We start from the raw sequence: 26,878 nt of genomic DNA, 5'->3' as shown, positions 1-26,878 counted from the left end.
TTCGACTCGACTTATAAACACCCAACCCCACCATTTCCAGTGTAACACCCCCAACTACCAATAACGCACCTAGTACGGAACCACTGGAACAACCATACCGGCATGCTTCGAGGCACAGCCGCTGCACTCAACCGACGGCTGACTCACCGGATCCGTCACCGAAGAAGACGATTGGTGAGGGCTGGTGAACGTAGGGAAGTGGAACGGAGGCCAGAGGCCTGAGGGTGGGTTGAAGCGGGAGTGGAGCTGATCACCTGGCGCAATTCAGGTTAGTAGCCCATACTAACGTCCGGGCGAACACGGTGAAAGAGTCCGGCGACGGCCTCGCCCTCAAGGTCACCCAACCGCCCCGCGCCGCCACCCTCGCCGACCAACACGAAACCCCCGACGGGAGGAGTCCCACGTACAGACGTATGACCGCTTGTACTGTTCCACACGACTCCGGGCCAAGAACGACGAATTTAACGAAAGTTTCTAACAAATTAGATTTATCTCCCCGGTGATTCTCCGTCAGAACTGTGAGTTCGAACCCACAATATGTCTACAACCCGTCTGAACGGACAGTTTACGTCAATGATGGGGAATCAAAGGTGGAGCTCTACACGGATGTCTCACAGCCAGAATTCGAGACGCTTGAGTCGGTAGAAGCGTTCGCAGAGGACACGAGTTCGCTACTCGACCGACTTCTTCACACCATGCTGGGACTTCGAGAGGGCGGTGGGCGAGAAGAATTCTATCAGCAGGTTACCGACCTCCAAGCCGAGACAGTCACCCGGTTCGAGAAGTGCCGCCACTATCAAGAGGCAATCAAAGCCAGAAACTCCGAGGTACTCAACGCCCAGCTGGGCCAACTGTACAAACTCGAGAAGCTCCTGAAACGCTATCTTCGAGCGCTCTCAATCAGCCAGAGCATCGGTTTTTCCCAACGACTGCACGACCAATACAACCACACAGACGACCACCTCTACCTCTACGGATACGTCAGGAACGTCTACTCGACCATCGAATACCTCGGCAAAGTTCTTATAAACCGACTCGGTGAGCACAGTATCGGACTCGACGAAGCAGGCACCGGTTTCAGAGAGATTTATGAAACGCTTCGAGAAGAAGACCTCCTCCATGCTGTCGACGACACCCACCAAGTCCCGATACCGCCTACAGGTCGACAGATGACGATGGGTGACCTCACCCTGAATCAGGGGTCCATCGAGTACCTCAGAACCAAGCGGAACAACATCGTGCATCACTGCCCGCTGGTCGTTGACGAAGACTCAGCAGCCCATCTCCCTGACGACCTGCTTAGCACCATCGTCTTCACCAACGGGGACACGCGGAAACTCCTCGAGCTCAGCTCCCGCCTCCACTTCCAATCCATCGGCCTGTTCGTCAACTACCTCATGAGTTTTCAGAAGGAGCTCCTCGAACAGCTCGTCGAAGCCTGGTTTCACGAACAGTAACAGCGACAGCCGGGCCTAGAATCGAGCCGACGGCTGGTACGCGTTCGCGGCCTACACCAGGAGCGGTCGTGGGATGCGCGTACTCGACGTCCGAATGCGGCGGGCGTCGAAGCTACCGCCGGTGCGGTGGTCGTCGACGGGCGGCCACCGGGATAGTCGAAGGCGAAGGTCGAGGTCTCGCGGGTGATGCGGTCGTGAAGATCTCGGTAGGGTAGCCGGCGCTGGACCGTTGCGTTCCGTTCACCATAGAACGCGCGAACTATCCGTTCAGCAGGTATGCAAACCGACCGATGTCTACTGGGAATCGGGCGTTCCACAAGGGGTTTCCATGTCCATCGGGCCGACGCCAATCGCGTCGTTCTCAGTCTCGGAAAGACTCCCGATCTTGACAACAGCACCGAGACATCCCGGGTCTTCGTGATCGTCACCGTAGTAGGCGTCGTAGTCTTCTCGTGTGAATGTATACTCGTATTTTCCACTTTCTCTGTTGTCGGACGTGTCGTAATGAATCGCAGTCACTGTATATGCACCTTTTTTGTCCGACCACACCGGCGGGATGAGCGTTGCCGGCGTCCCGGTTTCAGCGTCAATCCCGGGCAGTGTGATTTTTCGATCGAGGAGCACCTCTTCGTCGCGTTGTACCATGAGACGAATCCCGTTCGCCACGAACGACGAGTTGATAACCTCGATTCTCCCAAGGACGATTCCCTCGGAACCCAGAACGGACGAACAGCCAGCAAACGAAACAGTACCAGCGGCTGCCAACGTTGAGAGAGCCTGCCGACGGTTCATTCAATACAAAATTTCGATGTTAGATGCATGTAATCCTTTGTACTCGCAGGACGTCTGTTCCCTGTACTGACCGTTCAGTTTATTGCCGTATCTACCGATTCGAGGGTATCGAAATCCGTGAAACGGTCTTTCTTGAACTCGACTCCATCGGTGAGGGCTTCGAGACCGGGTCGCGCTCGCGGCAGTCTGGGGTGACGGTGACGTCGTCGACGCCGCGGAGTTTCTGCGAGGCGAGGTTGGCTAGGTCGCGTCGCTCCTCGACGGTGAGGTCGTCGCGCTCGAGGACGGTGCGGACGAACGCGACGGAGCCGGTCGTGTCCTCGCAGGCGTACGCGACGGCGTCAGACCGGTTGCAGTCGTCGTAGTCGACAGCGGTCTGGATGGCGTCGTATCGCCATTCGTTGCCGTCGTCGGTGCGGATACGGACGCTGCCGGGGACGTCTCGGCGTGCCATGCTCGTGAACACGAGCTCGGATTCCTAGTTTGCTGCGGTGAGCGAACCGGGGTCAACGTATCGCTCATCTCGACAAGTCGTAACATCAATTTGGATGGCGGATCAATGACCAGTCAACGATGGATGAGGAGTCCGCTCAAGTCTTCCTACCATCACGTGAGCGATGTTTTGAACGTCTCCGTCTCGCCCGCTTCGGCGAGACGGTGACGTGTGTCCATTGCGAGAGCGACAACGTTGTGAAGCGAGGGACGACCGGTAAAGACGCCCAACAGCACTGGTGCAAGGAGTGTGAGACGTATTTCAACGACCTCACGAACACGATTTTCGGTCAGCATCGCTTCGAACTCGAAGAGATGTTCTACATCATCAAGGAGATGCGATCTGAGCCGACCGCTCAGATCGCTCGTGACCTTGGCCGAGACTACGAAGCTGTTCTCAACTTTGTCCACAAAGTCCAAGACGTGAGTGGGGAGATCGATGAATTTGAACTGTACGAGGTCTGTGAAGCTGACGAAGTCTACGTGACAGCCGGCGAGAAGGGGATCGAAGACGAAGATGAGAGTCCGCGCGAGCGCGGACTCAAAAAAAGGGACGAGGACGATTCGAATCAGACAAACCGCCAGTGCTGACACTCGTCCGTCGCTCCGACGGACGAGTTCGGTTTCTCGTCTGCAAGAATCTCCAAGGTACCGACGAAGACATCGCTGAGTATGGCGACGGCAGCGTCATCCTCTGTACTGACGATTACTCGATTTACGATGGTATCGAGAACAAGGAGGGGGTGGACGGCCATCTGGCCGTCACCCACTCCGACACCTATGTCATCGGCGATGCCCACACAAACACCTGCGAGAACCGCCACAGTTTCCTTCGCCAGTGGCTGGCGAAGTTCAGGGGTGTCTCGAAGCATCATCTTCAGAAGTATCTCAACTTCCTTGCACTGAAGCTCAACTCACCCGAAGATTGGTTCGAGAAACTCCTATGTTACAATGTATCGGGATGAGCGTTCGAGGAATTCGATGAATTCGGCCTTGGAGTCTGGTGCGACGACGATATCCAGATCAGTGGAGAAGCGGGCGTTGAACGCCGATACAGCGTAGCCCCCGACAAGGACGTACTCGTGTCCCTCCTGAGTGAGGTCCTCGAGCAGTTCGATGAGTGCGTCACTTCGGTTGTTGAAGCTCATGGCTGTGCCCGTTCGGTTTCTCGATACGTAACGCCGAGGTCGAGGTCCTCGTACATCCGGTCGAGCATAGCCAGTGCCGACTGGAACTGGGCGTAGTTCTCGCGCATATACTCGATCGTCTCTACTCTCGGGATCACCGGGTACCCTTCGACGTGCTCGATGTCGAGTGACGGGCGTGGCTCGAGGACGATCTGCAGCGGTCCCTCCAGCTCGTCTCGGGGCTGTCGCTCGAATGCGGTGGGAAGGTCGAAGGATTCAAAGAAGGTCCCCCAGGCGTCGACGTCTCGCTCACGGACGGCCAGGAACAGCGGATAGTCATCCGGATTCCGCCCAACTTGGTAGCCGCCCTGGGTCCACACGTAGACGGCGTCGATCCGTGTAAATGCGAACGGCCAGTCACCGAACTGTGGGATGACGTAGGCCTCCTCGATGGATGGTGGACTGACGCCGGCGCTGGCAGCAACGAGCTCTCGTGCTACGTCTCTCACGTGGTCATCGACGACTGAGAGGCCGTCGTCATAGGTGACGTAGCCTGCGTCTTCGAGTCGGTTAACGGCCTGTCTCACCGTCTCGTACGGCGTGTGGAGGTGCTGGGCGACACGACGGATGGAGTCACCACTCTCGATCGCGAGGATGACCTGCGCCGCGGTGTCATCGAGTACCTCGTACATCTGGTGGTTACCAATAATCCGGTAACAGTTAAAAGTCTTACTCGAATGGCCATGAAGCCACTATCTCTCCATACTCTCGAAGGTAGTCCTGATTCCCGCTGAAAACACGTGGAACGATTATAACGAATTCAACGAACAAAACGAACAGAACGAGAAAAACGAATGAATTGAACGCATTCTGAGAAACGAACTGGCGCCCTCTACTCGATGAACAAAACGAAGAAAACGAACGGAACGAACAGAACGAATGAGTTGATGGCAACGAGTGCGTTTGCTTCAACGAGTGTAACGAACAGTTGGTTTTAACACTGTAGTAATCCTCTCACCGAGTGAAACACCCTCACCGAACGCACCGAACTAAACGACCATAACGAACGTAACGAACACAACGAGAAAAACGAAGCTAATGACCGACACCAATACCGCACGAATCACGGTGGCGAATCAGAAGGGAGGCGCGGGGAAGACGACCGACGTCATTCATACAGGCGGCGCACTCTCTGCCAGAGGCCACGACGTCCTCCTGGTCGATATCGACTACCACGGAGGACTCACCTGCTCGCTTGGCTACAACGACCTGTACTACGATACCGACCGCACAACGCTGTTCGACGTCCTCGACTTCGATCAGATGGAGTCGGTGAACGACATCATCGTCGAGCACGAGGAATTCGACATCCTCCCCGCCAGCGAGAAACTCGCGAACAACAAGAATATCCAGACGCTGCTTGAGGCGCCGAAGAGTCGCGAGCGGTTGGAGATGACTCTCGATGAGCTCGACAAGGACTACGACTACATCATCGTCGACACGCCGCCATCCCTGAACGTCCTCACCGACAACGCCCTGGTCGCGACCGGCAACGTCGTCATCCCCGTCATTCCCGAGAAGCTCAACGCCAACAGCCTCCAGATTTTCGCAAAGCAGCTGAGTTCCCTCGAACAGGCGTACGGAGACATCAATCGGCTCGCAATTGTCTGTAACCGCGTCGAGCAGAACGCTGAACACCGCGATACCATCGAGGAGATCAAGTCGGCGTACTCCCTCCCGGTGTTCGAGATCCCGAAGCGGACCGACCTCTCTCAGTCGATTGGCGAGGGGGTGTCCGTCTTTGGCTTCGGCAAGGAGAACCAGCGCGTCGAGGATGCACGCGACCTGTTCAACGAGATTGCCGACCTGTTCGACGAGACGTTTGACAAGACTGCCCCTGAGGAGGTGGAAGCATGAGCGACGGCTGGGGTGATGCTTCCGGCATCGAGGGCAACTACGAAGAGGAGGACGACGAGGCTGATTCCAGCGAAACGAGTGAGGTGAGTGAAACGGTGGAAACCAGTTCATCGACCGAAACGACCGAATCGACTTCAACGAGTGAAACGAATGGAACGAGCAAAACGAAGACGAACATCAAGGACGAGTGGAATGGGCGGACGATTTACATTCCCGACGATGTCCTCGACGAGATGGAGGACACCTACCTCGAGTCCCAACTGAAGCTCCGCAAGGCGGGGCAGGACGAGTTCAAGAAGAACCGCCACTTCTACCCGCTACTCGTCCAGTTCGGTGTTGAGGCGCTCTCTGAGGCGGATGCTGAGGAAATTCAGGCTCGGCTTTCGGAACTCGGCGAGGAATGACCTCGCGCAGAGCGAGGCCCGGCAGAAGATGAGATCAGCCTTCTCAATGCATACGGTTCTCGGACTGGTTTGTGGCTATGGACAAGGTGCTTATTCGACATTTTCGTTGATTTTACTTCTAACCACAGACAAGCCGGGAGGGCCACCCATTCCAAGGCGACCAGTACATCGCGCTGACGTTGATAGTAAAGTCGTAAACGTGCTGATACTGGTCTAACCGCCGAAATGTTCGCTACTCACTCCACGTGAGCTGGCCAACGGTTGGAAACTCAGCCTTCGCTGTTTGGGGTGGGTTGTAGTATCGGGACTTGATATCGTAGTATCCGAATTCCGGAGGGATACGAGCGCACGCCTTTGCCAGATTTTCGTCCGCTGTGTGAGTGATCACACGGATTCGAGCATTCGCATCGAACAATCGAACTGCCAACGCGACCACCGCCGCGTCCTGCCAGTTGTTCGTCTCTGGATACTTGCTCTGCTGGTTGAGAAACTCATCTGCAACGAACCGTGCTTTCTCCACCGGTCCAGCGCTACTATCGAATCCCTCTGTACGATCACTTGGTAGCGGTGGGGCTACCCGAAGCCATCCTTCTTCGATAGCCGTATCGAGGTACGGATTCGTCGGGGAGGCGGAACCCCCGGTATCCGCCAGCTCGTGGTAGACCGCTGCTGGCACCCAAACTTCAGTTCCAGCTTCCTCTACGGCACTCTTGAGCGATTGTAGGTGTGGACTGGGGTGCTTCCCCAAGTTCCGAAACATCACCGTGTCCGCAATGTTCGCAGTATACATCCTCGCTCGGTTCACTTATCGGCGTATTCCTCGAGGAGATCGCCCCCCTCCGCATCGAACTCATCCGGTGTGTACGTCGTCGGGGTCGAATCGTCATCACCGAGGTCGAGAACCGAATAGAGCGCTTCGACGAGATCATACGTAGTTCCAGGAGAGAGATCTGTGAGGCTCGCGATTTGCCGGATTGTGACCTCGCCCTCACTGTGTGCGTTCACGAGATCGTATGCGAGCGCGAACGTGACGATGCCGTAGTCTTCGAGGACTCGTTCGATCGCTGGGTACTCGTTTTTCTGGGCGATTACCTCGATGATTTTGGGAGTGATCGAGACTTCCGTCTCACGGACCGTCAACGTTAGCTCGAACTCCTGAGCGGTGTATACGGCAGTCCCGGTCTCGTCGCCAACCTTGCTGATCAGGCCCGCCTGCTCCAGTTTATGCAAGTAGTCGTACACCGTCTTTTTGGAGACGGTCGTTGTTTCGACGAGTTCGGGACCTGTTGCAGTCTCTGCCTGTCTAATCGATGTATAGAGGTCCGCGAGGGACGGGTTCTCAAGTAATTCTGCGAACGTCGGAATTCCAGTGATGGTTCCTGGAGTGTCCCCCGCGTTTCGCACGTGTTCTGTATCGTAACTCATCTTGTGTAGAGTTACGAAACTGGAAACCATAAATGTTTGCCACGGAACCGGGTCACTGTAGTGTTTACAAACGGGCCCGACCGCAGAGGATAGCTTTGTTACGTGCCTTAATTACACACTACTCTCGCCCACAACGCCCATTAAGTAGAGACGCGAACTTATCACTGGTATCTCTGTCAATTTACGTCGTATAGCAGCGCAATGCTGAATACAGACACATAGCGACCCCTGAATATTATCATTTCAAGAATAGTTAGGATGGGGGAGAGTCGATACAACAGTATTGTTTTCCCATCTCTTGTACAAACCCGACTAATGACGGCGCAGGACTCCACGCAGACTGAAGACCGAAAAGACGACCACCTTCAAATCGTCCAAGAGCGGGACGTCGAAACGACAGGCACGGGCTTCGACGACGTCCACCTCGTCCACAACGCGCTTCCGGAACTCGATTACGACGCGATCGACCCCTCCATCGACTTCCTGGGTCACGACCTCTCTGCCCCAATCTTCATCGAGAGCATGACTGGCGGGCACCACAACACGACGGAGATCAATCGGGCGCTGGCCCGGGCCGCCAGCGAAACCGGTATCGCCATGGGTCTCGGTAGCCAGCGAGCAGGCCTCGAACTCGACGACGAACGCGTCCTCGAATCGTACACCGTCGTCCGCGATGCCGCACCCGATGCGTTCATCTACGGGAACCTCGGCGCTGCACAGCTCCGAGAGTACGACATCGAAATGGTCGAGCAGGCAGTCGAGATGATCGACGCCGACGCGCTCGCGGTCCACCTGAACTTCCTCCAGGAAGCCACCCAACCAGAAGGCGACGTCGATGGCCGGAACTGTGTAGCTGCGATCGAACGAGTGTCCGAGGCACTCTCGGTGCCGATTATCGTCAAGGAAACGGGCAACGGCATCTCCGGGGAGACTGCCCGAGAGCTAACTGCGGCAGGCGTTGACGCTCTCGACGTCGCTGGCAAAGGCGGAACGACGTGGTCCGGGATCGAAGCCTATCGCGCAGCAGCCGCGAACGCGCCGCGACAGAAACAAATCGGCACCCTGTTCCGAGAATGGGGCATTCCAACCGCTGCAAGCACGATCGAGTGTGTTGCCGAACACGACTGCGTCATTGCGAGTGGTGGTGTCCGAACGGGATTGGACGTGGCAAAAGCGATTGCCCTGGGTGCCCGCGCCGGCGGGTTGGCGAAACCATTCCTGAAACCAGCTACAGACGGGCCAGACGCTGTCATCGAACGCGTCGGGGACCTGATCGCCGAGCTGCGAACAGCGATGTTCGTCACCGGCTCGGGGTCGATCGACGAGCTCCAGCAGGTGGAGTACGTGTTGCACGGAAAGACGCGCGAGTACGTGGAACAACGAACCAGTAGCGAGTAGTCCCGGATTCCCCAGTCTCAGCAGGACGGATAGAACAACAGCGGGAAAGAGAGAGCCGACTCCGATATCTGTCCAACCTGTACTTACCGAACTACGCACCACAACGAGGCGGGTTCTCACCAGCGAATTCGTCGTGAAATAACCGTTCAGTAGGTGTGCGAATGTACCGGGTATACGGAAGCAAGAACACCAGAATTTGGTTGTCAGGAACGAAGGTAGTCCCCGAGGAAATTTGAGAGATTGTACACAGTGTAAAGACCGTACCCGATTACGAGGACGGCGACAACAAGGAGAAGTGCCCAGCTCAGGTCCATGTGTCACAGAAGAATTTCTTGTAGAATAAGATTTGTCCCCTGTGACACAACGAATTTTCACTAACCGATATACTGTTCCTCTACATCTAACGATTAGCTGCATTACCCCTGCTCGCGATTGAGGAATCCAGCAGAGCCACAGAACTCTCTATACTGGTCGGTTGGACGAACTCTTGAGCGTCTCCGGGCTATTCTTCTGTAGTGGTCGCGACTCGCGAGTCTCGGCGCAGCGTCTTTCGACGAATCGCACACCAACATATCGAGTGGCCCGCATATGACTCGACACCGCTGTACGATCGCTCCTCACTCGGTGGGTTAGAATCGGACGTTCGAGTCGTCTCGAGTGTCTGGTTCACGCACCCAAATCATAACTCACTCGAACAGTGCGTCTGCGAACTTCCGCTGGCCTACTTCCGCTTCGAGGCCCACGACTGCTACGGAAGGTCAACACGCTACGAGATGGACACCCTCTTTCGCATGTTCTTGCTGAAAGAACTCCACGGATGGCAGCACGAAACATCTCTCGTCGAGTACCTCGATAGCCACCCCGAACTTTGTGAACGCCTCGAGTTGGAGACGGTGCCCGATCAATCGACATTGTGGCGCGGCTGGAACGAGCGCTTCACGCGCGATTTCCGTGAGACGATCCAGGAAGCGGCTCGAACAATCCTGATCAAAGCGCAGAACGCGGGTGTCGCTGTACCACGCGACCCAGAACGAAACCTCCCGGATCAAGGCGACGACGCAGACGAATCTGTCCCAAACGATCAGGCCATCCTCGACAAGGCTGAGAGGGTCACCGACCACATCAGTCGCGTCGTATACCCCGCGTTCTCGCTCGATCGTGGTGAGGGCTGTGAGATTCCTGAGAACGCCTACTGGGGCTTACAGACCTATCTGGGCCTGCGTGAGAACCTAGCGGCTAACGAGGGCGCTCGCAGTTTCATCCACGAGTCGACGCGTGATCGAACGCCACTCGGGCACGGTCATCGCGACCAGATTCGTGACCTCCCCATCAATCAGATTCGCGAGATGTACCGACAGGCACTCCGTCAGCTCATCAACGAGCTCGCGGGGACAGAGGAGTTCTTTCGAGCTGGAATCGTCGCGATCGACATCACCGAGGACGACCCCTTTACCGGCGACCGTACCGGCCACGAGGACGAGATAATCGGAACGAAGGAGAAGAATGACGAATACGCCTACCAGTGGGCGACAGTCCAGCTGGTCGGCAACGCTGTTCCACTCGTGCTTGATGCCCGCCCAGTTCGACGAGGCGAGTCACGCAAGGAGATCGTCAAGGACCTGCTCGACTCCGCTGAGGACCTCGTTCACGTCGATAACGTGCTGATGGATCGGGAGTTCGACAGCCAGCACATTCTAGAGATGATCAGCCAGCGTGGACTGTCCTACGTCGTGCCGAAACGGATGCAAACGAGTGAGAAAGCTCAGGCCAAACGACTCCTCCAACGCGATCAAGACCGGTACGAGACCGACCGCAAGCTCCATCTTGGCAAGAACGAGTGGCACGAGACGACGCTGATCTATCGCCGGAAAGAAGACTCTGAGCACGACGACCATCGACAGTACTCGGTGTTCATGTCCAACCGGGGTGGTGGTTTTCTCAGTGAGTACGGCTACCGGTGGGAGATTGAGAGTGGCTATCGGTCGATCAAGCGATTCATGGCTGCGACGACGTCGACGGATTTCGGGCTCCGATTCTTCTACTTCGCGTTTGCGTGTCTGTTGTACTCGATTTGGCGAGCAGTCGATTTACTTGTCCAAGTCGAGTTGACTGGTGAGTACGAACACGCGCCGATTGTGACGGCCGACAATACGCTCACGCTGCTGAAGAAGGAGACTGGAATCGGATAAGGAGGTACTCTGTCGGGGCCAGTGCGGATTTCTGAGTGGCAACGCTGTCAGGAATTTCGAAAATCCACCGATTTAGTTGGGAGTGCGATAGGAAGAGACGATTGAGAGGAGATTCGAAGCCGAACTAGTCACTGTTTCGTCCGAGACTGCGCATCACAGCCTCGCTCATCCGTCTTTAGTTAAGCCTCACACCTCGGTTGTGTAGCGGTAGCGAGCGTCTCTTGTAAGATTGGTCGTCGCTTGTGGATCTTTTGAGCGTCTTCGATCAGCCGGTCGAGCAGCGGCGGTGGTGAGTAGCCAAGGAACTCACCGAGTTCGTGGAGAATGAGCTGGGCGTGCGACCGAAAGGTCGCCGCCCAGCGCTCTGTCGGAAACACAAGCTCATCATCCGCCTGCTCAGTGACTAGATCCAACAGATCGCGGCTTACAAGCAGCGACAGCAGTGCTGCGTACAATAAGATCATCACCACGTGTTCGTCACTCGTGTCGAACTCGTCCAATTCGTACTGTGTCTTCAGCTCCCGGAACAGCAACTCAACTTCCCACCGACAGCGGTAGATCTCCGCTAAATCCGCCGGAAAGAACTCCTTCCTCGCTAAATTCGTCATGTACAGGTGGTAGTCGTCGGCGTCCTCGTCGCGGACGCCGACGACGCGAAATCGCTTCGTATCCAGCGACTGTGTCCCATTATACGGCCCCCGTTTGAACTCGACTTCGACCTCTACATCAATGTATTTCCGGTCAAGATCATCGAGAACAGCTCGGAGCTGCTCGCCCTCTAAGGGAATGGCGCGGCCGCGCCATTCCCGTAACTCCCCCGTAATGAGCGGATTTGCGTTCTGCTTCAGCCGACTCACGAAGTAGCCGTCGTTTTCGTCGATCAGCGCAAACCGGCGGTATTTGAAGTAGGCGAGATCGAACAGCACAAGGCGATTCTCAAGCCACGGCCCCGTGTTGAACAAGGTGCTGTCGTGCGTTTTCTCGTTAGCAGTATCGAGCCGTTCAATCGTCTGCTCTGTGGCATTGTGGAGCAGGTGGAGCTTCGCTCCAGCCTGCTCCTCGTGGCGGGCTTCAAACTGATCTGAGAGAAACTCGTGTAACCGCAACACCGTTCCATCAGCGATCATCACGTCTCTAAATCGGTCGATATCAGCGTCAAAAGCGTTAGGAACAGCGACCTCGTCGAGGCCCCGCTCGACGAGGTCGCGGAGGTACTCCGCAAGCGTCGGTGTCAACCGCTGATAGAATCCACCAGGAGAGATCGTCTCATCGGCAGTAGAGTTGTAACAGCGTCTAAACCCGGCGAGTGTTCGGCTTTCGCCTGCGGCGAAGCCGAACACGAACGCCCAAACGAAGGCAGGGATCTGGAGCTTACGGTCACGTTCGACCACGCCGAGTTCCTCGGCGTGCTCTTCGAGGAACTCAGAGGGAAACAGTGTAGTGAGCCGACGCATAATCCGAGATGAGGAGTCCTTGTCGTGCACAGACTGGACTTCCTCATTCCTTCCGAAAGATGCCTCGATAAGCCGCCGCTATCACGCGTTTTCTCGCTTAACTAAAGACGGATGGTTTAGGACCTTACGGACCACGACATCGGAATCGCGAGGGTCGAAGTTCTCCGAGACCTTCGCTAGCTCAGGACTCCGCCGGAGAGCTTCGCACACTACTTGCCCAACCTGTAAACCGCCAAATCAACTATGGACAGTCTTGCTCGATATTATTGAGTTCATTTAGTGCCTCCAGACGTTGTTTGGCCTGGCGTTGCTTCTTTTCTCGCTGGGGCTCTTCCATACGGGCATATCGGAAGGCCTCTGCCACCACGTTTTGATCCAGCCCATAGAAATCGTCTATATATAATTGAATCAATGAATCAGCTAAGTACTTGGCCACGCGTTCATGGATTTCCCAGATGTCCCCCCAGTTTGCTTCGTGGACCCATTTGTTCCGTGTGTCATAGAGCTGCTCAGTGATGGTTTTGAAAAATATTTCGTGGGCCTCACTGGCACTGACACTATATGCCCACATCGCCCGGTCAACGATTTCGCTTTTTTCACCGTGCCCAGCTAATGTGAGTTCTTCAATACACCGCCAAAATCCGAAAAATGCATTCTGACGTTCTGTCTCGAGCATTGCTCGCTGATACTCTAAAAGAGCATCTTGGAATATCCCTGCAAGTCCATCAGCGCCATAATTGAAGGACGGGATCTCCTCAAACCGCTCCGGCAGATCTCCATTAGTCCAATCCAAGTCCACAGTGCGAGGTGAACTCCTATTGGTGATGGCGACCTCTAATGGATGGTCAGTGCCAGCTGTAAGGACAGCCATCGGTTCTTGTATCCATGACCACCGTGGGTTCCCTGGCGAGGACTGGTCCCGCTCGCTCAATCGCTGAATTTCCCAACAATAGAGTGTATGATTGATCTTCGCACACAACAGATTCAGAGCAGTATTGAGCTTATTCGCTGCATAGCTACGTCCTTTCGACTGAATAGTCGTCGTCCAATAGCTATAATCTGTATCCTCACACAGCGACTCCACCGTCCCAGTTCCGAATGTGTCGGGATACCTTCTAAATTCTGAAAGCTGCTCAGACCATTCAGACTCAGAGATTGGCTGGAAGGTAATATCGAAAATCTCAATTTCTGGCGGAGAGCCAGCCCATTGTATATTCAACGGGAAATAGAAGATAGTTTCCAGTTGCTCACCCTGCCCGATTTCAGCAATGACCTGATTGACTTTTGCCTCGTACGTCGATACCAGTCCATCTTCTTCAATCGATTCCTCAACGGGATAGTGATATTCGTCCCAGTCTACCTCAGCGTCCGATTCGAATGCCAGGTCTTGGATGATGCCCATCACATCTGACATTATATCAGATGGAGCAATTCCCAAGTCATAGAGCGGGAAAGTCTCCTGTGCTAGTTTCTCGAACGCATAATTTGAACGATGGCGAGCCCACGGTGACGACGAGCGTTCGCTTGCTTCAAACGCATCAGGTGTCGAATTACGGCTGATATCGTGTTGCCAGTCAATTGCCCATTCTAGCAGCTGGTGAATTTCTTCCGACTCTAATGACATTGCCCCACTATTAGTACAGGACTATGAATAATCGCCGGGACAGAACTAACCCAGTAGGCTGTTCGAACCGGTCACAGCTGTTTGTTTTTCTTCCCCCGGGAGGGGTGCGGGGAGATCCAGTCGCGATCGCCCCGTGAGGTGATTGCTCGATGGGACACCGCGCACTCGTTGCGTACGAACGCACAGACGGACAGTACACGCTCCACTACAGCCATTGGGGCGCAGCGAACCTCAAGCTCAAGCACCGAATTTCGGCTGAGTCGCCGTTCGGTGGCGACGACACCGACTCCAAGTGGGCGAAACAGCTCCTCGCAGAGCTTGCCGATGGCCTTGAGGCAGATGCGGTCGACGGCTACCTCGCTGGCGAGGATCGACCGTCGACGGTCGTCGAGCCGAAGCCCCGCGCCACCGGGCTCACCCTCGACGAGATCGTCGCGGACCATCTCGACTACCTCCATCACGAGGCGTTCTTCGTGGTGTCGACGACGTTCGAGGTGACCGCCTATCGGACGCTGTGGTTCGGGCTCCAGTACGACTCGGAGACGGTTGAACAGGGAGAGACGGTCGGGAACGGCGCGCTCGCGACGGTGCGCTGGTACGACGGCGAGCCGGTCGGCGACGGCCACCTCCAGGGACAGTTCGCGGCCCTCAAAGACGTCGTCGGCGATATGCTGGACAAGGGCGTCTTCACGCCGTCGACGGCGAGACAGTACCTGAAACGGAAGCTGGCCGAGCGAGTCGGAGACCGACAGGAGCTGCTCATTCCGACCGGAGAGTCACCCTTCGAGACAGCGAGTCTCGGCAAGTCGTAACACCAATCCCTTAGTGGATATCGGGGGACGTCTAAGTATGTCAAATCAGTCTGAAGATGACGTTCGTGTTTGGCTTGTCGAACGGACGTACTCCGATGACGAGCAGAATCTGATCATCCTCACCTACGCAACGCCCGATGGAGAACAGTACTATCGGAAGGAACGCGCACTCACGTCCTTCACCGACGTCCGAGATACGACAGCAGCAGTCGATGCTGAACCCGGCAATCTTGGCATGGTCGATGACCCCGACCTCCAGGAGCAATACGCGGCCGAAGCACAGCGAATGCAGGAAGTTCACGACCCTGACGACGTAATCTGAGATCTACTGGTCGACAACGCTGCAGGCCATGGGTTATGTCGTAGCAGGCCTTAGACGGGGTATGCGCGAACTCGTCTTCGCTCTCGAATACGAGCCCGGCTGCAACAGGGTGGCGGACGCCCTCGCCGACCACCCCGACGCTCGCGTTCGCTCGCTCTCGCTGCACGCCACTGCCGAGCGTCTCTGGCGGGTCGACCATGCCACCGGTACGCCTGAGGCGCTCAACGCCATCGAGGACGCCTTTCTCAACGGCGACTACTACGCTGACTGTCTCGCCACCGAGGACTGCAACGCCACACAGACCACCCGCGTCCTCGACCGCACGGACGACGCGCTCATCCTCTACTCAGATTGGGAGCGCACTCCGACCTGCGCCTCAGTCCCCCACATCGCTCGCGACCACCTCGGCGACGGCGTGCTGTTCGAGACTCGTCACGAGGGCCGCCACTACACGTGGCGACTCATCCACTCCGGCGATGGCGACGTGGCGGCGTTCTTCGACGCTCTCAAAGTCGCCGTCGGGGAGTGCGCCCAGATGGAGATGCTCCGCACAGCGGACACAACATCAGCTAGGGGAAGCGACGGAACACCAAGTGGATTGCCTCCAGCCCAAGAGGCTGCTCTCCAGGCCGCCGTCGAACACGGCTACTACGAATCACCCCGCGAGGTCGATGTTGGAGAACTCGCAGAGCATCTCGACGTGCCACGGTCAACACTCACCTACCGACTCCGTCGGGCGGAAGAACATTTGGCGAAGCAACATGTCGCCGGCGAGCGGGTAGCGGAAGAACGGCTGGCATCCCACTGAGGGCCGTAGTTGGAATATTCCAACAAAGACATATCGAACTCCCGCTCCTACCGTGACGTGATGACAGAGAATCCGGACGCAGCAGGAGGAACGAGCGGCGGCGGACAGCGACGTGAGCTGACCGCCCGCCTCGCCGTTCCCGAGATGGACTGTCCCTCTTGCGCCCAAAAGGTGAACAAGAGCCTCCAGCGTGTCGACGGCATTACTGACGTCACGCTCCAGCCGACCACCGGCACGGCCAACGTCACGTACGACCCTGATCGAACTAGCGAAGCCGACGTAATCAAGGCGATTGAAGGCGCCGGCTACGAGGTCGTCGGGGGCTCGGACGCCGAGGGCGATGATGAGGACAACCAAGCGACCGATGGCGTCGACATCGCGCCACCATCGGAGGTCTGGACGAGTCCTCGCGCGAAGAAGACGTGGCTCGGCGCGGCGTTCGTCACGCTCGGTCTCATCTTTGAGTTCCTCCTCACCGGACAGAACGCCACGGTGGCGAGCGTCCTCGAGTACCCGCTCCACATCGCAGATGTCCTGTTCCTCGGCGCCGTCGCGGCCAGTGGCATCCCGGTCGTCCGTAGCGGGTACTACTCCGCGAAGAACCGAAGCCTCGACATCGACCTGCTGATGGGGACGGCGATCATCGCGGCGACCGGTATCGGCTACTTCGTCGAGGCGGCGACGCTGGCCGTCCTGTTCAGCATCGCCGAGCTGCTCGAGGACTACGCGATGGACAGGGCACGGGACTCCCTGCGCGAGCTGATGGAACTCTCGCCCGACGAGGCGACCGTCCTTCGCGACGGTGAGGAAGTGACCGTTCCCGCCGAGGAGGTCGACGTTGGCGAGACCGTCGTCGTCCGCCCCGGCGACAAGATTCCGCTCGACGGAACGGTTATCGAAGGCGGGAGTGCAGTCGACCAGTCGCCGATCACGGGCGAGAGCGTCCCCGTCGACAAGCAGACGGGCGATGAGGTCTACGCCGGCGCGATCAACGAAGAGGGGTACCTCGAGGTAGAGGTCACCTCAACCGCTGGCGATTCGACGCTCTCGCGCATCATCGAGATGGTCCAGGGCGCACAGGCGAAGAAGACCGAGTCTGAGCAGTTCGTCGACCGCTTCTCCGGCTACTACACACCCCTCGTCGTCGTGCTGGCAATCCTGACCGCCGCAATCCCGCCGCTGGTCATCGCCGACCCCATCTCGGTCGACCTGGCCGGGTACGGGTTCACCTTCGCGAGCGACTGGCAGACGTGGTTCATCCGGGGGCTCACCCTGCTGGTGATCGCCTGTCCCTGTGCGTTCGTCATCTCGACGCCCGTCTCGGTGGTGTCGGGAATTACGAGCGCCGCGAAGAACGGCGTCCTGATCAAGGGCGGCAACTACCTCGAGGCGATGGGCGAAGTCGATGCCGTCGCGCTCGACAAGACGGGGACGCTCACGAAGGGCGAACTCGCCGTCACCGATGTCGTCCCGGTCGGTGACACCACGGAGGACGATCTGCTCCGTCGCGCCGCCGGACTGGAGCGTCGCAGTGAGCACCCCATCGCTGCGGCCATTCTCGCCCGTGCTGAGGAGACGGGCGTGGGTAATCTGCCCGATGCGACGAGTTTCGAGAGCCTCACGGGGAAGGGCATCCGGGGCGAGATCGACGGCAAGACGTACTATGCGGGCAAGCCCGCGCTCTTCGAGGAGCTGGGCTTCGACCTCGCTCGAGCACGCCGCGAGACGGACGGCGGCGTCGTAGCGGAAGAGTCGTCAGAGTCCGACGACGGGGCGTTTGCCGAGAATGCACTCTCCGCGCTGGAGCGGGAGGGCAAGACGGTCGTCATCGTCGGGACGGAGTCGGAACTGCTGGGTGCGATCGCCATCGCCGACGAGGTTCGCCCGGCCTCGAAGCGGGCTGTCGAACGCCTGCACGAGCTGGGCGTCGAGCGCGTGGTGATGCTGACCGGCGACAACGAGGGCACCGCCCGCGCCATCGCCGAGCAGGTCGGTGTCGATGAGTATCGCGCCGAACTCCTGCCCGACGAGAAGGTCGACGCAGTCGAAGAGTTACAGGCGGAGTACGGGGAGGTTGCGATGGTCGGCGACGGCATCAATGACGCCCCCGCGCTCGCCACTGCGGAGGTCGGCATCGCGATGGGCGCGGCGGGCACCGACACCGCCCTCGAAACGGCTGATATTGCGTTGATGGGCGACGACATCGGGAAACTCCCGTACCTGTACGATCTGTCGCATACGGCCAACGGTGTGATCCGGCAAAACATCTGGGCCAGCCTCGGCGTGAAGCTCCTACTCGCGCTAGGCGTGCCGCTGGGCCTGGTCAGCGTTGCGCTGGCAGTCGTTGTCGGAGATATGGGGATGAGCCTCGGCGTCACCGGGAACGCGATGCGGTTGTCCCGGATTGAGCCCGATCGAATCATCGACGCCTGATTCTGCGGCGGGAAGTGCGGGCAGGACGCTCTTTTTTCGGGACTTACCTCCGCTACATCGAGACAAGTTGTGGTTTGTCTGGGGCAGAAAGGACTGAGCCCCACCGTGGGCTCGTGATTTGATGCCCGAGAATCCAGACGACGATCCATTCCACGATTGCGAGTTAGGTCCTGACGCAGTCCTCGGGACGCGCACCTTCCACGATGTCCTGTTCACCGACGACACGGAGACGCCGATGAACGTGGTAACCGGTGAGACGCCCGCCCATTCGCAGGCGACCGTCAAGGAGGCAAAGGAGTTCGCTGCGAGTGTTGACACCGACACGCCACAGATCGCACTTCCGGCGTCAGTCGAAACGCAAATCGAGACGCAGAGTAAGCCCTACACGTCGGCTGCGTTCTTCCACTTCAAGGCGACAGGCTCGCTCGAACGCCACCGCGCCTACCACGCCGCCTACGAGGCGGACGCGTTCGCGGTCGACTTCGAGGCCGACTACGCGTCGGGCGATCTAACCATCACAGTCGACCGAGCGAACGAGTCCTAAAAATCGACCGCTAGATCAGGTTTTTCGAGCGCCGGCGATGGGTGCCGGCGCAGCTGGAGCGAGCGAGCAATCACTCCCGGTGCGTCGGCGTTTCGAGGTGTTCGAGATGCACATGGTAATTTACGCTCTGGTAGAAGAATCGACCCACGACGACGCACTGGCCACCGGAAATTCGGTGTTCGACCGCCTGGTCGGCGCGGACCCACACGCCAGCGCCGTCTTCGATTACTATGTGACCTTCGACGGGGAGGACACGTCCGTTGCGGGGAAGGCACGATGGGGGGAGTTGCCGACGGCAGCCCCCGTCGACTCCGATGACGGCCAGGACCTGCTCGAGCGTGGCTGGGAGGCGACGAAGGAGGAATTCGAGCGTAATCTCGACCGGGTGAAGGAGGCCATCGACGAGCTCTCCGACGAGGAGATCATGCGCGACGAGGACCTCGCCCGACACGCCTTCCACCAGGTCGGTGCGTACGACGGCCCGACGATCTTCCTGTACACCGAACACGGAACCGGCATTCGCCACCGTGGACAACTGGATCGACTCCTCGAGGAGAGTGAAGAGTTCTGGATCGTACCCGCTGACGTCCACTTCTGATTAATGCCTCCCATCACCAACTGGCGACGCGAGAGCCGCTCGCCGACGCTTGCGTATCGGAACACCGAGACCGGGGCGCGAGCCGTCCTGCATCGAGCCCCGGATTCCTACCGGTACAAATGGCGCGGGGTGATTCTCGTCGACGGCTACCCGGTCTGGTCGCGGGGATACGAGACGAAGGATGCGACATCGTTCCGTGACGAGGTCCGGGAGCGGCCCGCACCGGACCTCAGCTGTCCGGAGTGTCCGAACGACGACGTTCGCGTCGGCGAGAAGGCAGCAGACGGGGCGAAAGTCCAGCGGTGGTATGACTGCCCCGATTGTGGGTACGAAGCCCCCTCACGCATCGTCTACGGACGGAGTACGCCGTGACTCAGGGCTTGACTCCGAGAGTGAAGGCCGTACGTTCCGCTAAGGAACAGGTGTACGTGGTTCGTTCGCTTCTCGCTTATATGGAGAATCAGCCACCGATCCAATTAAGTATATCCAAAGGATATACACCGATATGGCGAATCGGTTTCAAATCGACGGCGAGGAGGTTCTCGACGGCCAAGTCAAGGAGTTCGGGAACAGCGCCCACGTCACCGTCCCCAAACGCTGGCGAGGGGCTGACGTGAAAGTCGTCCGTACCTCAGAACCAACCGAACAAGACGAAGAATGACTGATTCACAGGCTCTCATCAAGACGCTGGACTTCCAGCTCGACATCCAGAGCGATAATGAGAGCCTGCTGTACGACGCCACCCTCGAAGCGAGGTCGGTATACAACCAATCTATCCGACTCGCCAAGGAAGGTGTGGATTGGGACGTCATTCCCGACCGCGTGGCCGAGGACGCCACCCTCGTAAAAAACACGATACAGCGCGTCGTCGCCAAAGCACTCGGTGCGATGGAGAACTACTACGAGTATGACGACTACAACAAACCCAGCCACACCAAAGGCGGAACGTACCCGCTCCGGGCGAACTACGAGGAGGGGTACACCTTGTCACTCACCGACGACGGCGACGTGGCGTTCCGGATCAGCGCGAAGCCCTACAAGCACGTCAAGGGCGTTCTCGATGGTGACGACGCTCATCTCGACATTCTCAAGACCGCCCTCGAAAGCGATGCATGGACGATTGGGACGGCGGAAGCCCTGTTCCGAAACGGCAACGCCGAGCTGCACGTCAACGTAACTAGCTCCGAGGGGACCGTTCGAAACAAGGAAAATTCACGGACAGTCGTTGGCGTGGATGTCAACGAGGATAATGTGGCGCTGACTGCACTCTCCAAGGGCGGTGTCGAGGACACCATCGTTATCGAATTTCCGGACATCAAGTTCAAGCGCCACCGCTATTTCACGATGCGGAAGCGCGTGCAGAACGCGGGGAAGGACAGCATCCACGACACGTTGGAAGGACGTGAGGAACGGTTTGTCCGCGACCGACTCCACAAAGTGAGCCGTCATATCGTCGAGTGGAGCCGGCAGTTCGAGAAGCCGTGCATCGTCTTTGAAGACCTCAAGGAGATGCGCGACAGTATCGACTACGGCACGCGGATGAACCGACGCTTGCACCGCCTCCCGTTCCGCGCGCTTCAGCACTACACGTCCTACAAGGCAGCATTCGCGGGGATTCCGACGGCTTGGATCAATCCCGAATACACGAGTCAATGCTGTCCGATGTGCGGCCATACAGAACGATCGAACCGTCACAAGAAGCGGTTCAAGTGCCAGTCCTGTTCGCATCAAGACCACGCCGACCGGAGTGCAAGCGTGAATATCGCCGTGAAAGGTATCGAAGAGCATCAAGAGTGGACTGTGCCTGCTCTCAACAGCCTTCCCACTGTGCGGACGGTGCGACGGCAGGCATCGGGGGCAGTGGACGCCCCGACCGTGACCCACGACGCCGTTCGAGGCTATCAGACCGATGGCGTCGCGGGAGTGTCCGACTAATCCACGGGAAGTCTCGAGGACCGATCTCGAGACAGCTCACGGCGCCGAACGGTGAGCAGGTGGATCCCCGCTGGCCGCTGTTTTTCGGCCGGGCACGAGGTGGTGGCCCGGTACGACCGGGTAGTCAACAAATGAGTCTCGAAGTACTTGACCGTCACAGCGAGGCACTGTTCGAGTTCCTCTGGTGTCCCGTCTGCGGGCAGGAGGTCTTCACTCACATCCCGTTCGAGGGGGTGTTCTGCAAGAACTGCAACACCCAGGTCGAACTCCAGGAATCCCGAGAGACGCGCGGCTACGAGGAGGCCGTGCTCGTCTGCTTCGATTCTACCACGACCTGGAACCTCCACGTCGACGAGAAACTGCGCCGCGACCTGCCTGATGGGTCGGCGCGCGTGAAAATCTTCGGCGCACCGGGCGCCTACAAGGTCGACTGGTGGAGTCCAGAGCCGGGTGAGGACTGGGAACCTGTCGAGCGCGGCGAGTTCGACGACGTCGAGGAACCATCAGAGGTGTCGCATCTGGCGTAGAGCACGCGTTAAGGCGGTGAATTTACGCCCGACACACGTCGCAGGACCCGCATCCACGAGGGGTTCGCTCGTCGAAGTAGAGACGGCGCCATCGAGCAAACTGATCCGCATACGTGTCCTTGCTGTACGGGAATTGGTACAGATTGACCCCGTCCGGCAGGTCTGTGATTTCGGGCGCATCTATGCCGGGGAATCCGTTACGAAACACGAGATCTTCTGTTTTGGACACCAGCTCAGGAGCAACTGTGGATGGGTCCGAGGCCTTCAAGAAGTAGAGTGATGGGATGAACTCTTTCGGGTCGAAGAATCCGTTTGCGTGAAGAATCCACCCACAGAGCCACAGATACGCCTTCTCACTCGAGAAGAAGACTCCGTAGTGGTTGTCCGATTGCCGGCGTTTGTACACGAACACGGGGAGACCATAGCTGAAGCCGACCCGCGTTGGCTCTGCGTGGATATAGCAGTCCTCACGGTCGATGTAGTGGACCAGCGGAGCTTGACACAGCTTGCCCGGGTGCTCACCAGTACCAATCTGCTCCCACAGCTCCGAGACGGAGGCCACGTCGGCGCTTTCGTCCTCGAGAGTCGTATCATCGATTGCACGATGGACGGGCGCAGCAGACTGAATCTCCTCGGGGAGATCGTCGCTGGACAGCTTCGCCGTCTCTCGGTCAGGGAGTGTCCGATAGAAGTGTTTATAGAAGCCCTCACGACGCCGCTTGTCGGCGAGCGTTTCGCACCGGGCGCAGTCCTCGATAAACATCGCTGGTACCACCCGGTCTGGATTCTCGGCGGCCTCCTCGTACAGACTACGCTGTCGTTCGGCCCGCCTGGCAATTTCATCTGGATCGGGGAGTGGTGAGCCCCCCTCAGACTCCGATGACATACGCATACCTTTGGGCTGGAACAGCATCAGTTTCCGAGCAAGGATCCCGACCGACTGCCCTCTTGCGAATTTCGGAATCCATTTTTAACCGGGTTTAAGTTGTCCAGTGACAGCCATTCGGCGAGATTCCAGCGACTCCACTCGATTCAGGAGAAGTTGTTTCTGCGCCGGCGGTGATCGATGTCGACACGAAGTCAACTCCGATTCATCCAACGGAGCGAGCCCGCAGACGAACAGTCCGATACCGACCGCATCGCACAAATCTACCGCCACTCGGACGGGTATCCCGATAGCGTCCTCCATGACCTGGACCAGCTGAAGGAGTTGCTCGACGAGACACGAACAGAGCGCGGGCCTGCATACGCCGCTGCCCAGTTCCTGTTCCTCGACACGCTCTCGACGATGACCCTCTACGTGGACGAAGGGCGTGATCGGAGCATCCACGCTGACCAACCCTCGGATCTCCTCGACCCGGACAATATGGAGCACCTCGACCAGCCGATGTTTCTGCTCGGACACGGGGTCGAGAATCCGGCCGACGGCATCCACGGCGACGAAGAGTACCTCTACGTCGTCGAACTTCCGACCCGAAACCCGTTCGACGACCCCTCCGAGTGGACCGTCAAGGTGAGTGGTCACTCCGCGTTCCCGCGCTGGGATGGCCCGACCGAGAAAGCCTTCGAGCGGGCTAGCTGGCAGTTCCACGGCCCGCTTGAGCACGCGCTCGAAGAGCTGGTCGCTGAGCCGGCGTGAACACTGAGCCCGCTCAGATGATGCCGCCGATGACGAGTAGTCCGACGACGAGCAGAATCGTCGCAACAACGCTTCCCCCGGCCAGCCACTTGTTCTCCATCGCCTTCTCGTGAAGCGGCATCGCGGCGTACTCCTCGCGGAACGCTTCGAGATTCTCCTCGTCGTAGAAGTACTTCGTCTTCAACGCGAACCGTTCCGTCCTCGCACAGCCCGTACAGATCGGCTCGCCTTCCAGCCGCTCCGTTTTGATGTGGCTGGAGCAGGCGATGGCCCCGCAGTTCGGACAGTAGGTGTACGTCTCGTCGCGGCCGCTCGTGTCACAATGGACGCAGCGGTGGATGCCGTCCTCGGCTGTCACTCGTGACGGGCCTGCCGCGTAGTACTCGTAGGGGTAGGTGTACGCTTGGATGTCGGTCGTGTGCCGAACCTCGGGGAGGTATACGGGCTCAATCGACTGCACGGAGATGTCCGAGCGGTTCGGCTCGCAGGTCTTGTTGTACGTGACGTTGTTGTCGCCCGTGTAGGTCACCGTCGTCGTATGGTGCTGCTGGAGCCGCTCGACGGCCCATTCCTTATACTCCGTTTGGGTCTGCCCGAACCGTCGCTCCTCGACGTCGTCGAACACCTTCGCGAACTGCTCGTAGTCGAGGTCGACCGTCGCGTGGAGGTTCTCGGTGACCAGCGTTGCGACGTCTTCGTCGACGACCTGCGGCTGCCCGCGTTCGGCGTGGGCAACGAATCGCGTCCGGTCGTTGATTCGGTGGATAACGCCCACCGACGTCTCGAAGACGGCGTTCGTGTCCGCGGTGACCGCGACCACTGGGCGGAACGTCACCGATGAGTGCGGTTCTGGGAGGTCGGCGGCTTCGATGTTCTCGATGTCGCGGAACGCCTCCGTGACTGGCGCGTCGACATCGGCGGCCGGGTCGTACGGGCACAGGGTCTTGTCGCAGAGGATCTCGATGCGACCGTTGTAGAGGTCGAGGCCAATTTCGTCGGCAATCTCCCGGAGGTCCTCGCCGTCGAGCAACTCGATTGGATGGGGGTCGTCGTTCTGCTGGAGTCGGTTTGCGTACTCCTGAGCAGGGTTCGTAAACCGGCCGGTCGTGACGACCAGTCCGCGTTTGGGGCCGTCGAAGTCGAACGTCGCGATGGCGGAGTGGAGCTTCTGGACGACCGGCCGCCCGACCGTCCCCGTGTGCTTGCACTCGACGATAATCGCACGCCGCGTGCCGTCGACGACCTCCTCCATGATGACGTCGCGACCCTCGTCAGCCGTGCGGTCGGCCTGGCGGACGTTCTCGTAGCCGAGGTTCCGGAACACGTCCTCCATCACGTCCTCGAACTCGAACCCCGAGAGATCGTCCAGTACAGCCATCCTCAATTATGTGGATAGTGTGAGGGGAATAACTATCTCTTTTGCGATGGGATAAACCGACACAGCGAGCGGTAATTCACCGCCGATAATACGCCCAAAGAGTCCACCGTTGTCAAACATTAACATTTACAATTCAGACGAGTATAACCTGTTATAGAGACGTTCCACGGATGTTGGAAATCCACCGCACCCACCGTGCGCGAATCCGCAACCACTCACAGGTGGCAGAGTCACTCGACCGGCACGGGTGGAGTGCCAGCAAACTCTGGAACGTCGCCAACTACTACTCCCGCCAACAATGGGAAGACACCGGGGAGATCCCTGGTCACGAGGAACTCAAAAGCGAGCTGAAGGGTCACGACAAGTACCGAGGGTTGCACAGTCAGTCCAGTCAGCGGGTTCTGGAGGAACTCGCTGAAGCCTTCAACTCGTGGTACTCCTCAGACGACGACCGGGACAATCCGCCCGGATACCGCAAACGCAACTACTACGACGACCAAGGCCGCCGCGTCCACGAAGAACACCCGCGCAGCACGGTCACGTGGAAGCAGAAGGGCATCCGACACAACCCGAAACACAATCGCGTCCGCCTCAGCAAAGGCGCGAATCACAAAGACCACCCACGGGACCGCGATTACATCCTCGTCGAATACGAGACGCGACCCGGCATCTCGGTCGAGAACCTGCAACAGGTTCGTGCCGTCTACGACAACGCGAAGGAACGCTGGGAACTCCACCTTGTCTGCAAAGACGAGATTGCGACGCCAGACGCACCCGGAGAGGAGACCGTTGGCATCGACCTCGGTATCTCGAATTTCGCCGCTGTCGCCTACAGCACGGAAGAGGCCGACTTATACCCGGGTCACCGGTTGAAACAGGATGGCTACTACTTCCCGAAGGAGATTGCTAAGTGTGACGACAGTGGTGGCGAGCGGGCGACACGGCTGCACCGGAAGTGGTCTGAGCGCCGCCGGCATTTCTTCCACGCCCTCACCAAGCACATCGTCCAGCGGTGTGTGGAGAAGGGCGTTGGCCGGGTCAACGTCGGAGATTTGAGTAGCGTGCGCGAGGATGAGAGCGGTGAGGCGAAGAACTGGGGACAGCACGGCAACCTTGACCTGCACGGGTGGGCGTTCGACCGCTTCAGCTCGCTTCTCGGATATAAGGCGAAGGCCGAGGGGATCGAGGTCGTGGAAGTGGACGAGGGTGACACATCGAAGACGTGTTCTGTGTGCGGGAAAGAAGACGATGGGCAGCGTGTTGAGCGTGGCTTGTACGTCTGTGAAGACTGTGACGCAGCGTTCAACGCGGACGTAAATGGAGCGGAGAACATCCGTCTCGACATCAACGACAGTGCAAGTAACTCCGAGTCCCCGTCTGGGGATAGGAGTACCGGCTGGTTGGCCCAGCCCGGAGTCTACCTGTACGACCTCTCCTGCGGATTCGAACCGCAGGCCGAGGTGGTGGACTCTAAATCTTAATATCCCAACGCTCGGGAATCCCATCTTTTCAGGGGTGGGAGGAGGTCAAGTGGACAGTACGTTGCCGAACGCTACGCCGTCCTGTTTGTGGAACCCCTGAGAGGGGCGCGGGGGTCACCGAA

General features: G+C 58.3%; 27 protein-coding genes and 2 pseudogenes. 19 read left to right on the top strand and 10 right to left on the bottom strand.

Features of this window, described 5'->3' with window-relative positions; all coding sequences use genetic code 11:
• Positions 1-518 precede the first annotated feature (518 nt).
• Positions 519-1,457, top strand: a complete 939-nt coding sequence (locus SM754_RS16845) for a hypothetical protein (RefSeq protein WP_323677329.1) — start codon at positions 519-521, stop codon at positions 1,455-1,457.
• Between the two features lie 34 nt (positions 1,458-1,491).
• Positions 1,492-1,644: pseudogene (locus SM754_RS20610) on the top strand (PD-(D/E)XK family putative nuclease); the annotation flags it as partial.
• 107 nt (positions 1,645-1,751) lie between these two features.
• Here SM754_RS20610 and SM754_RS16840 read toward each other — a convergent pair.
• Together SM754_RS16840 and SM754_RS16835 are read right to left on the bottom strand one after the other, a co-directional pair.
• Entirely contained in the window at positions 1,752-2,249 is a 498-nt protein-coding gene (locus SM754_RS16840; protein WP_323677328.1) for a hypothetical protein, read from the bottom strand.
• 91 nt (positions 2,250-2,340) lie between these two features.
• Positions 2,341-2,703, bottom strand: coding sequence for a DUF7692 domain-containing protein (locus tag SM754_RS16835; protein ID WP_323677327.1), 363 nt, complete (start codon positions 2,701-2,703; stop codon positions 2,341-2,343).
• 119 nt (positions 2,704-2,822) lie between these two features.
• On the opposite strand from SM754_RS16835, the gene SM754_RS16830 reads away from it, so the two are divergent.
• A protein-coding gene (locus SM754_RS16830; protein WP_136361201.1) for an IS1595 family transposase occupies positions 2,823-3,706 on the top strand; the annotation gives its coding sequence in 2 pieces (ribosomal slippage) (positions 2,823-3,285 and positions 3,285-3,706; 885 coding nt in all).
• Here the strand turns inward: SM754_RS16830 and SM754_RS16825 are convergent.
• A pseudogene (locus SM754_RS16825) lies at positions 3,707-3,889 on the bottom strand (hypothetical protein); the annotation flags it as partial.
• Complete coding sequence (locus SM754_RS16820) at positions 3,886-4,560, bottom strand: helix-turn-helix domain-containing protein (RefSeq protein WP_323677326.1); 675 nt, start codon at positions 4,558-4,560, stop codon at positions 3,886-3,888. The pseudogene SM754_RS16825 and the gene SM754_RS16820, both read right to left, overlap by 4 nt.
• Positions 4,561-4,966: 406 nt before the next feature.
• Here SM754_RS16820 and SM754_RS16815 point away from each other — a divergent pair, with 406 nt between their 5' ends.
• Complete coding sequence (locus SM754_RS16815; protein WP_323677325.1) at positions 4,967-5,785, top strand: ParA family protein; 819 nt, start codon at positions 4,967-4,969, stop codon at positions 5,783-5,785.
• Positions 5,782-6,189 carry a DUF8160 family protein gene (locus SM754_RS16810; RefSeq protein ID WP_323677324.1) on the top strand — a complete coding sequence of 136 codons (408 nt, stop codon included), beginning with the start codon at positions 5,782-5,784 and terminating at the stop codon, positions 6,187-6,189. Before SM754_RS16815 ends, SM754_RS16810 begins: the two co-directional genes overlap by 4 nt.
• A 232-nt stretch (positions 6,190-6,421) precedes the next feature.
• On the opposite strand, the gene SM754_RS16805 is transcribed toward SM754_RS16810, so the two are convergent.
• Both SM754_RS16805 and SM754_RS16800 read right to left on the bottom strand, forming a co-directional pair.
• Positions 6,422-6,979 (bottom strand): PIN domain-containing protein, encoded by a 558-nt coding sequence (locus SM754_RS16805; protein WP_323677323.1) that lies wholly within the window; start codon positions 6,977-6,979, stop codon positions 6,422-6,424.
• 11 nt (positions 6,980-6,990) lie between these two features.
• Positions 6,991-7,644, bottom strand: a complete 654-nt coding sequence (locus SM754_RS16800) for a winged helix-turn-helix domain-containing protein (RefSeq protein WP_010890434.1) — start codon at positions 7,642-7,644, stop codon at positions 6,991-6,993.
• Between the two features lie 285 nt (positions 7,645-7,929).
• On the opposite strand from SM754_RS16800, the gene fni reads away from it, so the two are divergent.
• On the top strand, positions 7,930-9,012 hold the full coding sequence (gene fni / locus SM754_RS16795) for a type 2 isopentenyl-diphosphate Delta-isomerase (protein WP_010904022.1): 1,083 nt from the start codon (positions 7,930-7,932) through the stop codon (positions 9,010-9,012).
• A gap of 515 nt (positions 9,013-9,527) precedes the next feature.
• Positions 9,528-11,201, top strand: coding sequence for a transposase (locus SM754_RS16790; RefSeq protein ID WP_135536600.1), 1,674 nt, complete (start codon positions 9,528-9,530; stop codon positions 11,199-11,201).
• Between the two features lie 179 nt (positions 11,202-11,380).
• On the opposite strand, the gene SM754_RS16785 is transcribed toward SM754_RS16790, so the two are convergent.
• Together SM754_RS16785 and SM754_RS16780 are read right to left on the bottom strand one after the other, a co-directional pair.
• Entirely contained in the window at positions 11,381-12,655 is a 1,275-nt protein-coding gene (locus SM754_RS16785) for an IS4 family transposase (RefSeq protein WP_257301231.1), read from the bottom strand.
• 241 nt (positions 12,656-12,896) lie between these two features.
• Entirely contained in the window at positions 12,897-14,279 is a 1,383-nt protein-coding gene (locus tag SM754_RS16780) for a hypothetical protein (protein ID WP_020931526.1), read from the bottom strand.
• 149 nt (positions 14,280-14,428) lie between these two features.
• On the opposite strand from SM754_RS16780, the gene SM754_RS16775 reads away from it, so the two are divergent.
• The 10 genes from SM754_RS16775 (at position 14,429) to SM754_RS16730 (ending at position 22,258) form a co-directional block, all read left to right on the top strand.
• Positions 14,429-15,091, top strand: coding sequence for a DUF6735 family protein (locus tag SM754_RS16775; protein ID WP_323677322.1), 663 nt, complete (start codon positions 14,429-14,431; stop codon positions 15,089-15,091).
• A 37-nt stretch (positions 15,092-15,128) separates the two neighbouring features.
• A complete protein-coding gene (locus SM754_RS16770; protein ID WP_006183450.1) occupies positions 15,129-15,413 on the top strand; it encodes a DUF7967 family protein in 285 nt (94 codons plus the stop codon).
• 61 nt (positions 15,414-15,474) lie between these two features.
• Positions 15,475-16,221 carry a helix-turn-helix domain-containing protein gene (locus SM754_RS16765; RefSeq protein ID WP_050051691.1) on the top strand — a complete coding sequence of 249 codons (747 nt, stop codon included), beginning with the start codon at positions 15,475-15,477 and terminating at the stop codon, positions 16,219-16,221.
• A 60-nt stretch (positions 16,222-16,281) separates the two neighbouring features.
• Positions 16,282-18,654, top strand: a complete 2,373-nt coding sequence (locus tag SM754_RS16760) for a heavy metal translocating P-type ATPase (RefSeq protein WP_323677321.1) — start codon at positions 16,282-16,284, stop codon at positions 18,652-18,654.
• Between the two features lie 121 nt (positions 18,655-18,775).
• A complete protein-coding gene (locus tag SM754_RS16755) occupies positions 18,776-19,198 on the top strand; it encodes a DUF8025 family protein (protein ID WP_020221063.1) in 423 nt (140 codons plus the stop codon).
• A 106-nt stretch (positions 19,199-19,304) separates the two neighbouring features.
• Positions 19,305-19,796, top strand: coding sequence for a DUF7995 family protein (locus SM754_RS16750; protein ID WP_323677370.1), 492 nt, complete (start codon positions 19,305-19,307; stop codon positions 19,794-19,796).
• Positions 19,797-19,799: 3 nt separating this feature from the next.
• Complete coding sequence (locus tag SM754_RS16745; protein WP_323677320.1) at positions 19,800-20,168, top strand: DUF7568 family protein; 369 nt, start codon at positions 19,800-19,802, stop codon at positions 20,166-20,168.
• Positions 20,169-20,301: 133 nt separating this feature from the next.
• Entirely contained in the window at positions 20,302-20,457 is a 156-nt protein-coding gene (locus SM754_RS16740; RefSeq protein WP_143414403.1) for a DUF2080 family transposase-associated protein, read from the top strand.
• Positions 20,454-21,731 (top strand): RNA-guided endonuclease TnpB family protein, encoded by a 1,278-nt coding sequence (locus tag SM754_RS16735; protein WP_323677319.1) that lies wholly within the window; start codon positions 20,454-20,456, stop codon positions 21,729-21,731. The genes SM754_RS16740 and SM754_RS16735 overlap by 4 nt, the downstream gene beginning before the upstream one ends.
• 131 nt (positions 21,732-21,862) lie before the next feature.
• Positions 21,863-22,258 (top strand): DUF7567 family protein, encoded by a 396-nt coding sequence (locus tag SM754_RS16730; RefSeq protein ID WP_323677318.1) that lies wholly within the window; start codon positions 21,863-21,865, stop codon positions 22,256-22,258.
• Positions 22,259-22,280: 22 nt separating this feature from the next.
• Here the strand turns inward: SM754_RS16730 and SM754_RS16725 are convergent, their stop codons facing one another.
• The gene (locus SM754_RS16725) at positions 22,281-23,144 is read right to left on the bottom strand and encodes a hypothetical protein (protein ID WP_323677317.1); all 864 of its coding nucleotides are present in this window, start codon (positions 23,142-23,144) and stop codon (positions 22,281-22,283) included.
• Between the two features lie 180 nt (positions 23,145-23,324).
• Between SM754_RS16725 and SM754_RS16720 the strand changes: the two genes are divergently transcribed.
• The gene (locus SM754_RS16720; protein WP_501993814.1) at positions 23,325-23,897 is read left to right on the top strand and encodes a hypothetical protein; all 573 of its coding nucleotides are present in this window, start codon (positions 23,325-23,327) and stop codon (positions 23,895-23,897) included.
• 13 nt (positions 23,898-23,910) lie between these two features.
• On the opposite strand, the gene SM754_RS16715 is transcribed toward SM754_RS16720, so the two are convergent.
• Complete coding sequence (locus tag SM754_RS16715; protein WP_323677315.1) at positions 23,911-25,275, bottom strand: restriction endonuclease; 1,365 nt, start codon at positions 25,273-25,275, stop codon at positions 23,911-23,913.
• Between the two features lie 170 nt (positions 25,276-25,445).
• On the opposite strand from SM754_RS16715, the gene SM754_RS16710 reads away from it, so the two are divergent.
• Entirely contained in the window at positions 25,446-26,756 is a 1,311-nt protein-coding gene (locus SM754_RS16710; protein WP_323677314.1) for an RNA-guided endonuclease InsQ/TnpB family protein, read from the top strand.
• Positions 26,757-26,878: the final 122 nt, after the last annotated feature.

The sequence above is a fragment of the Halorubellus amylolyticus genome (assembly GCF_034808145.1).
In the GTDB taxonomy this organism is placed as follows: domain Archaea; phylum Halobacteriota; class Halobacteria; order Halobacteriales; family Natrialbaceae; genus Halorubellus.
This window is presented reverse-complemented; position numbering and strand designations above follow the sequence as displayed.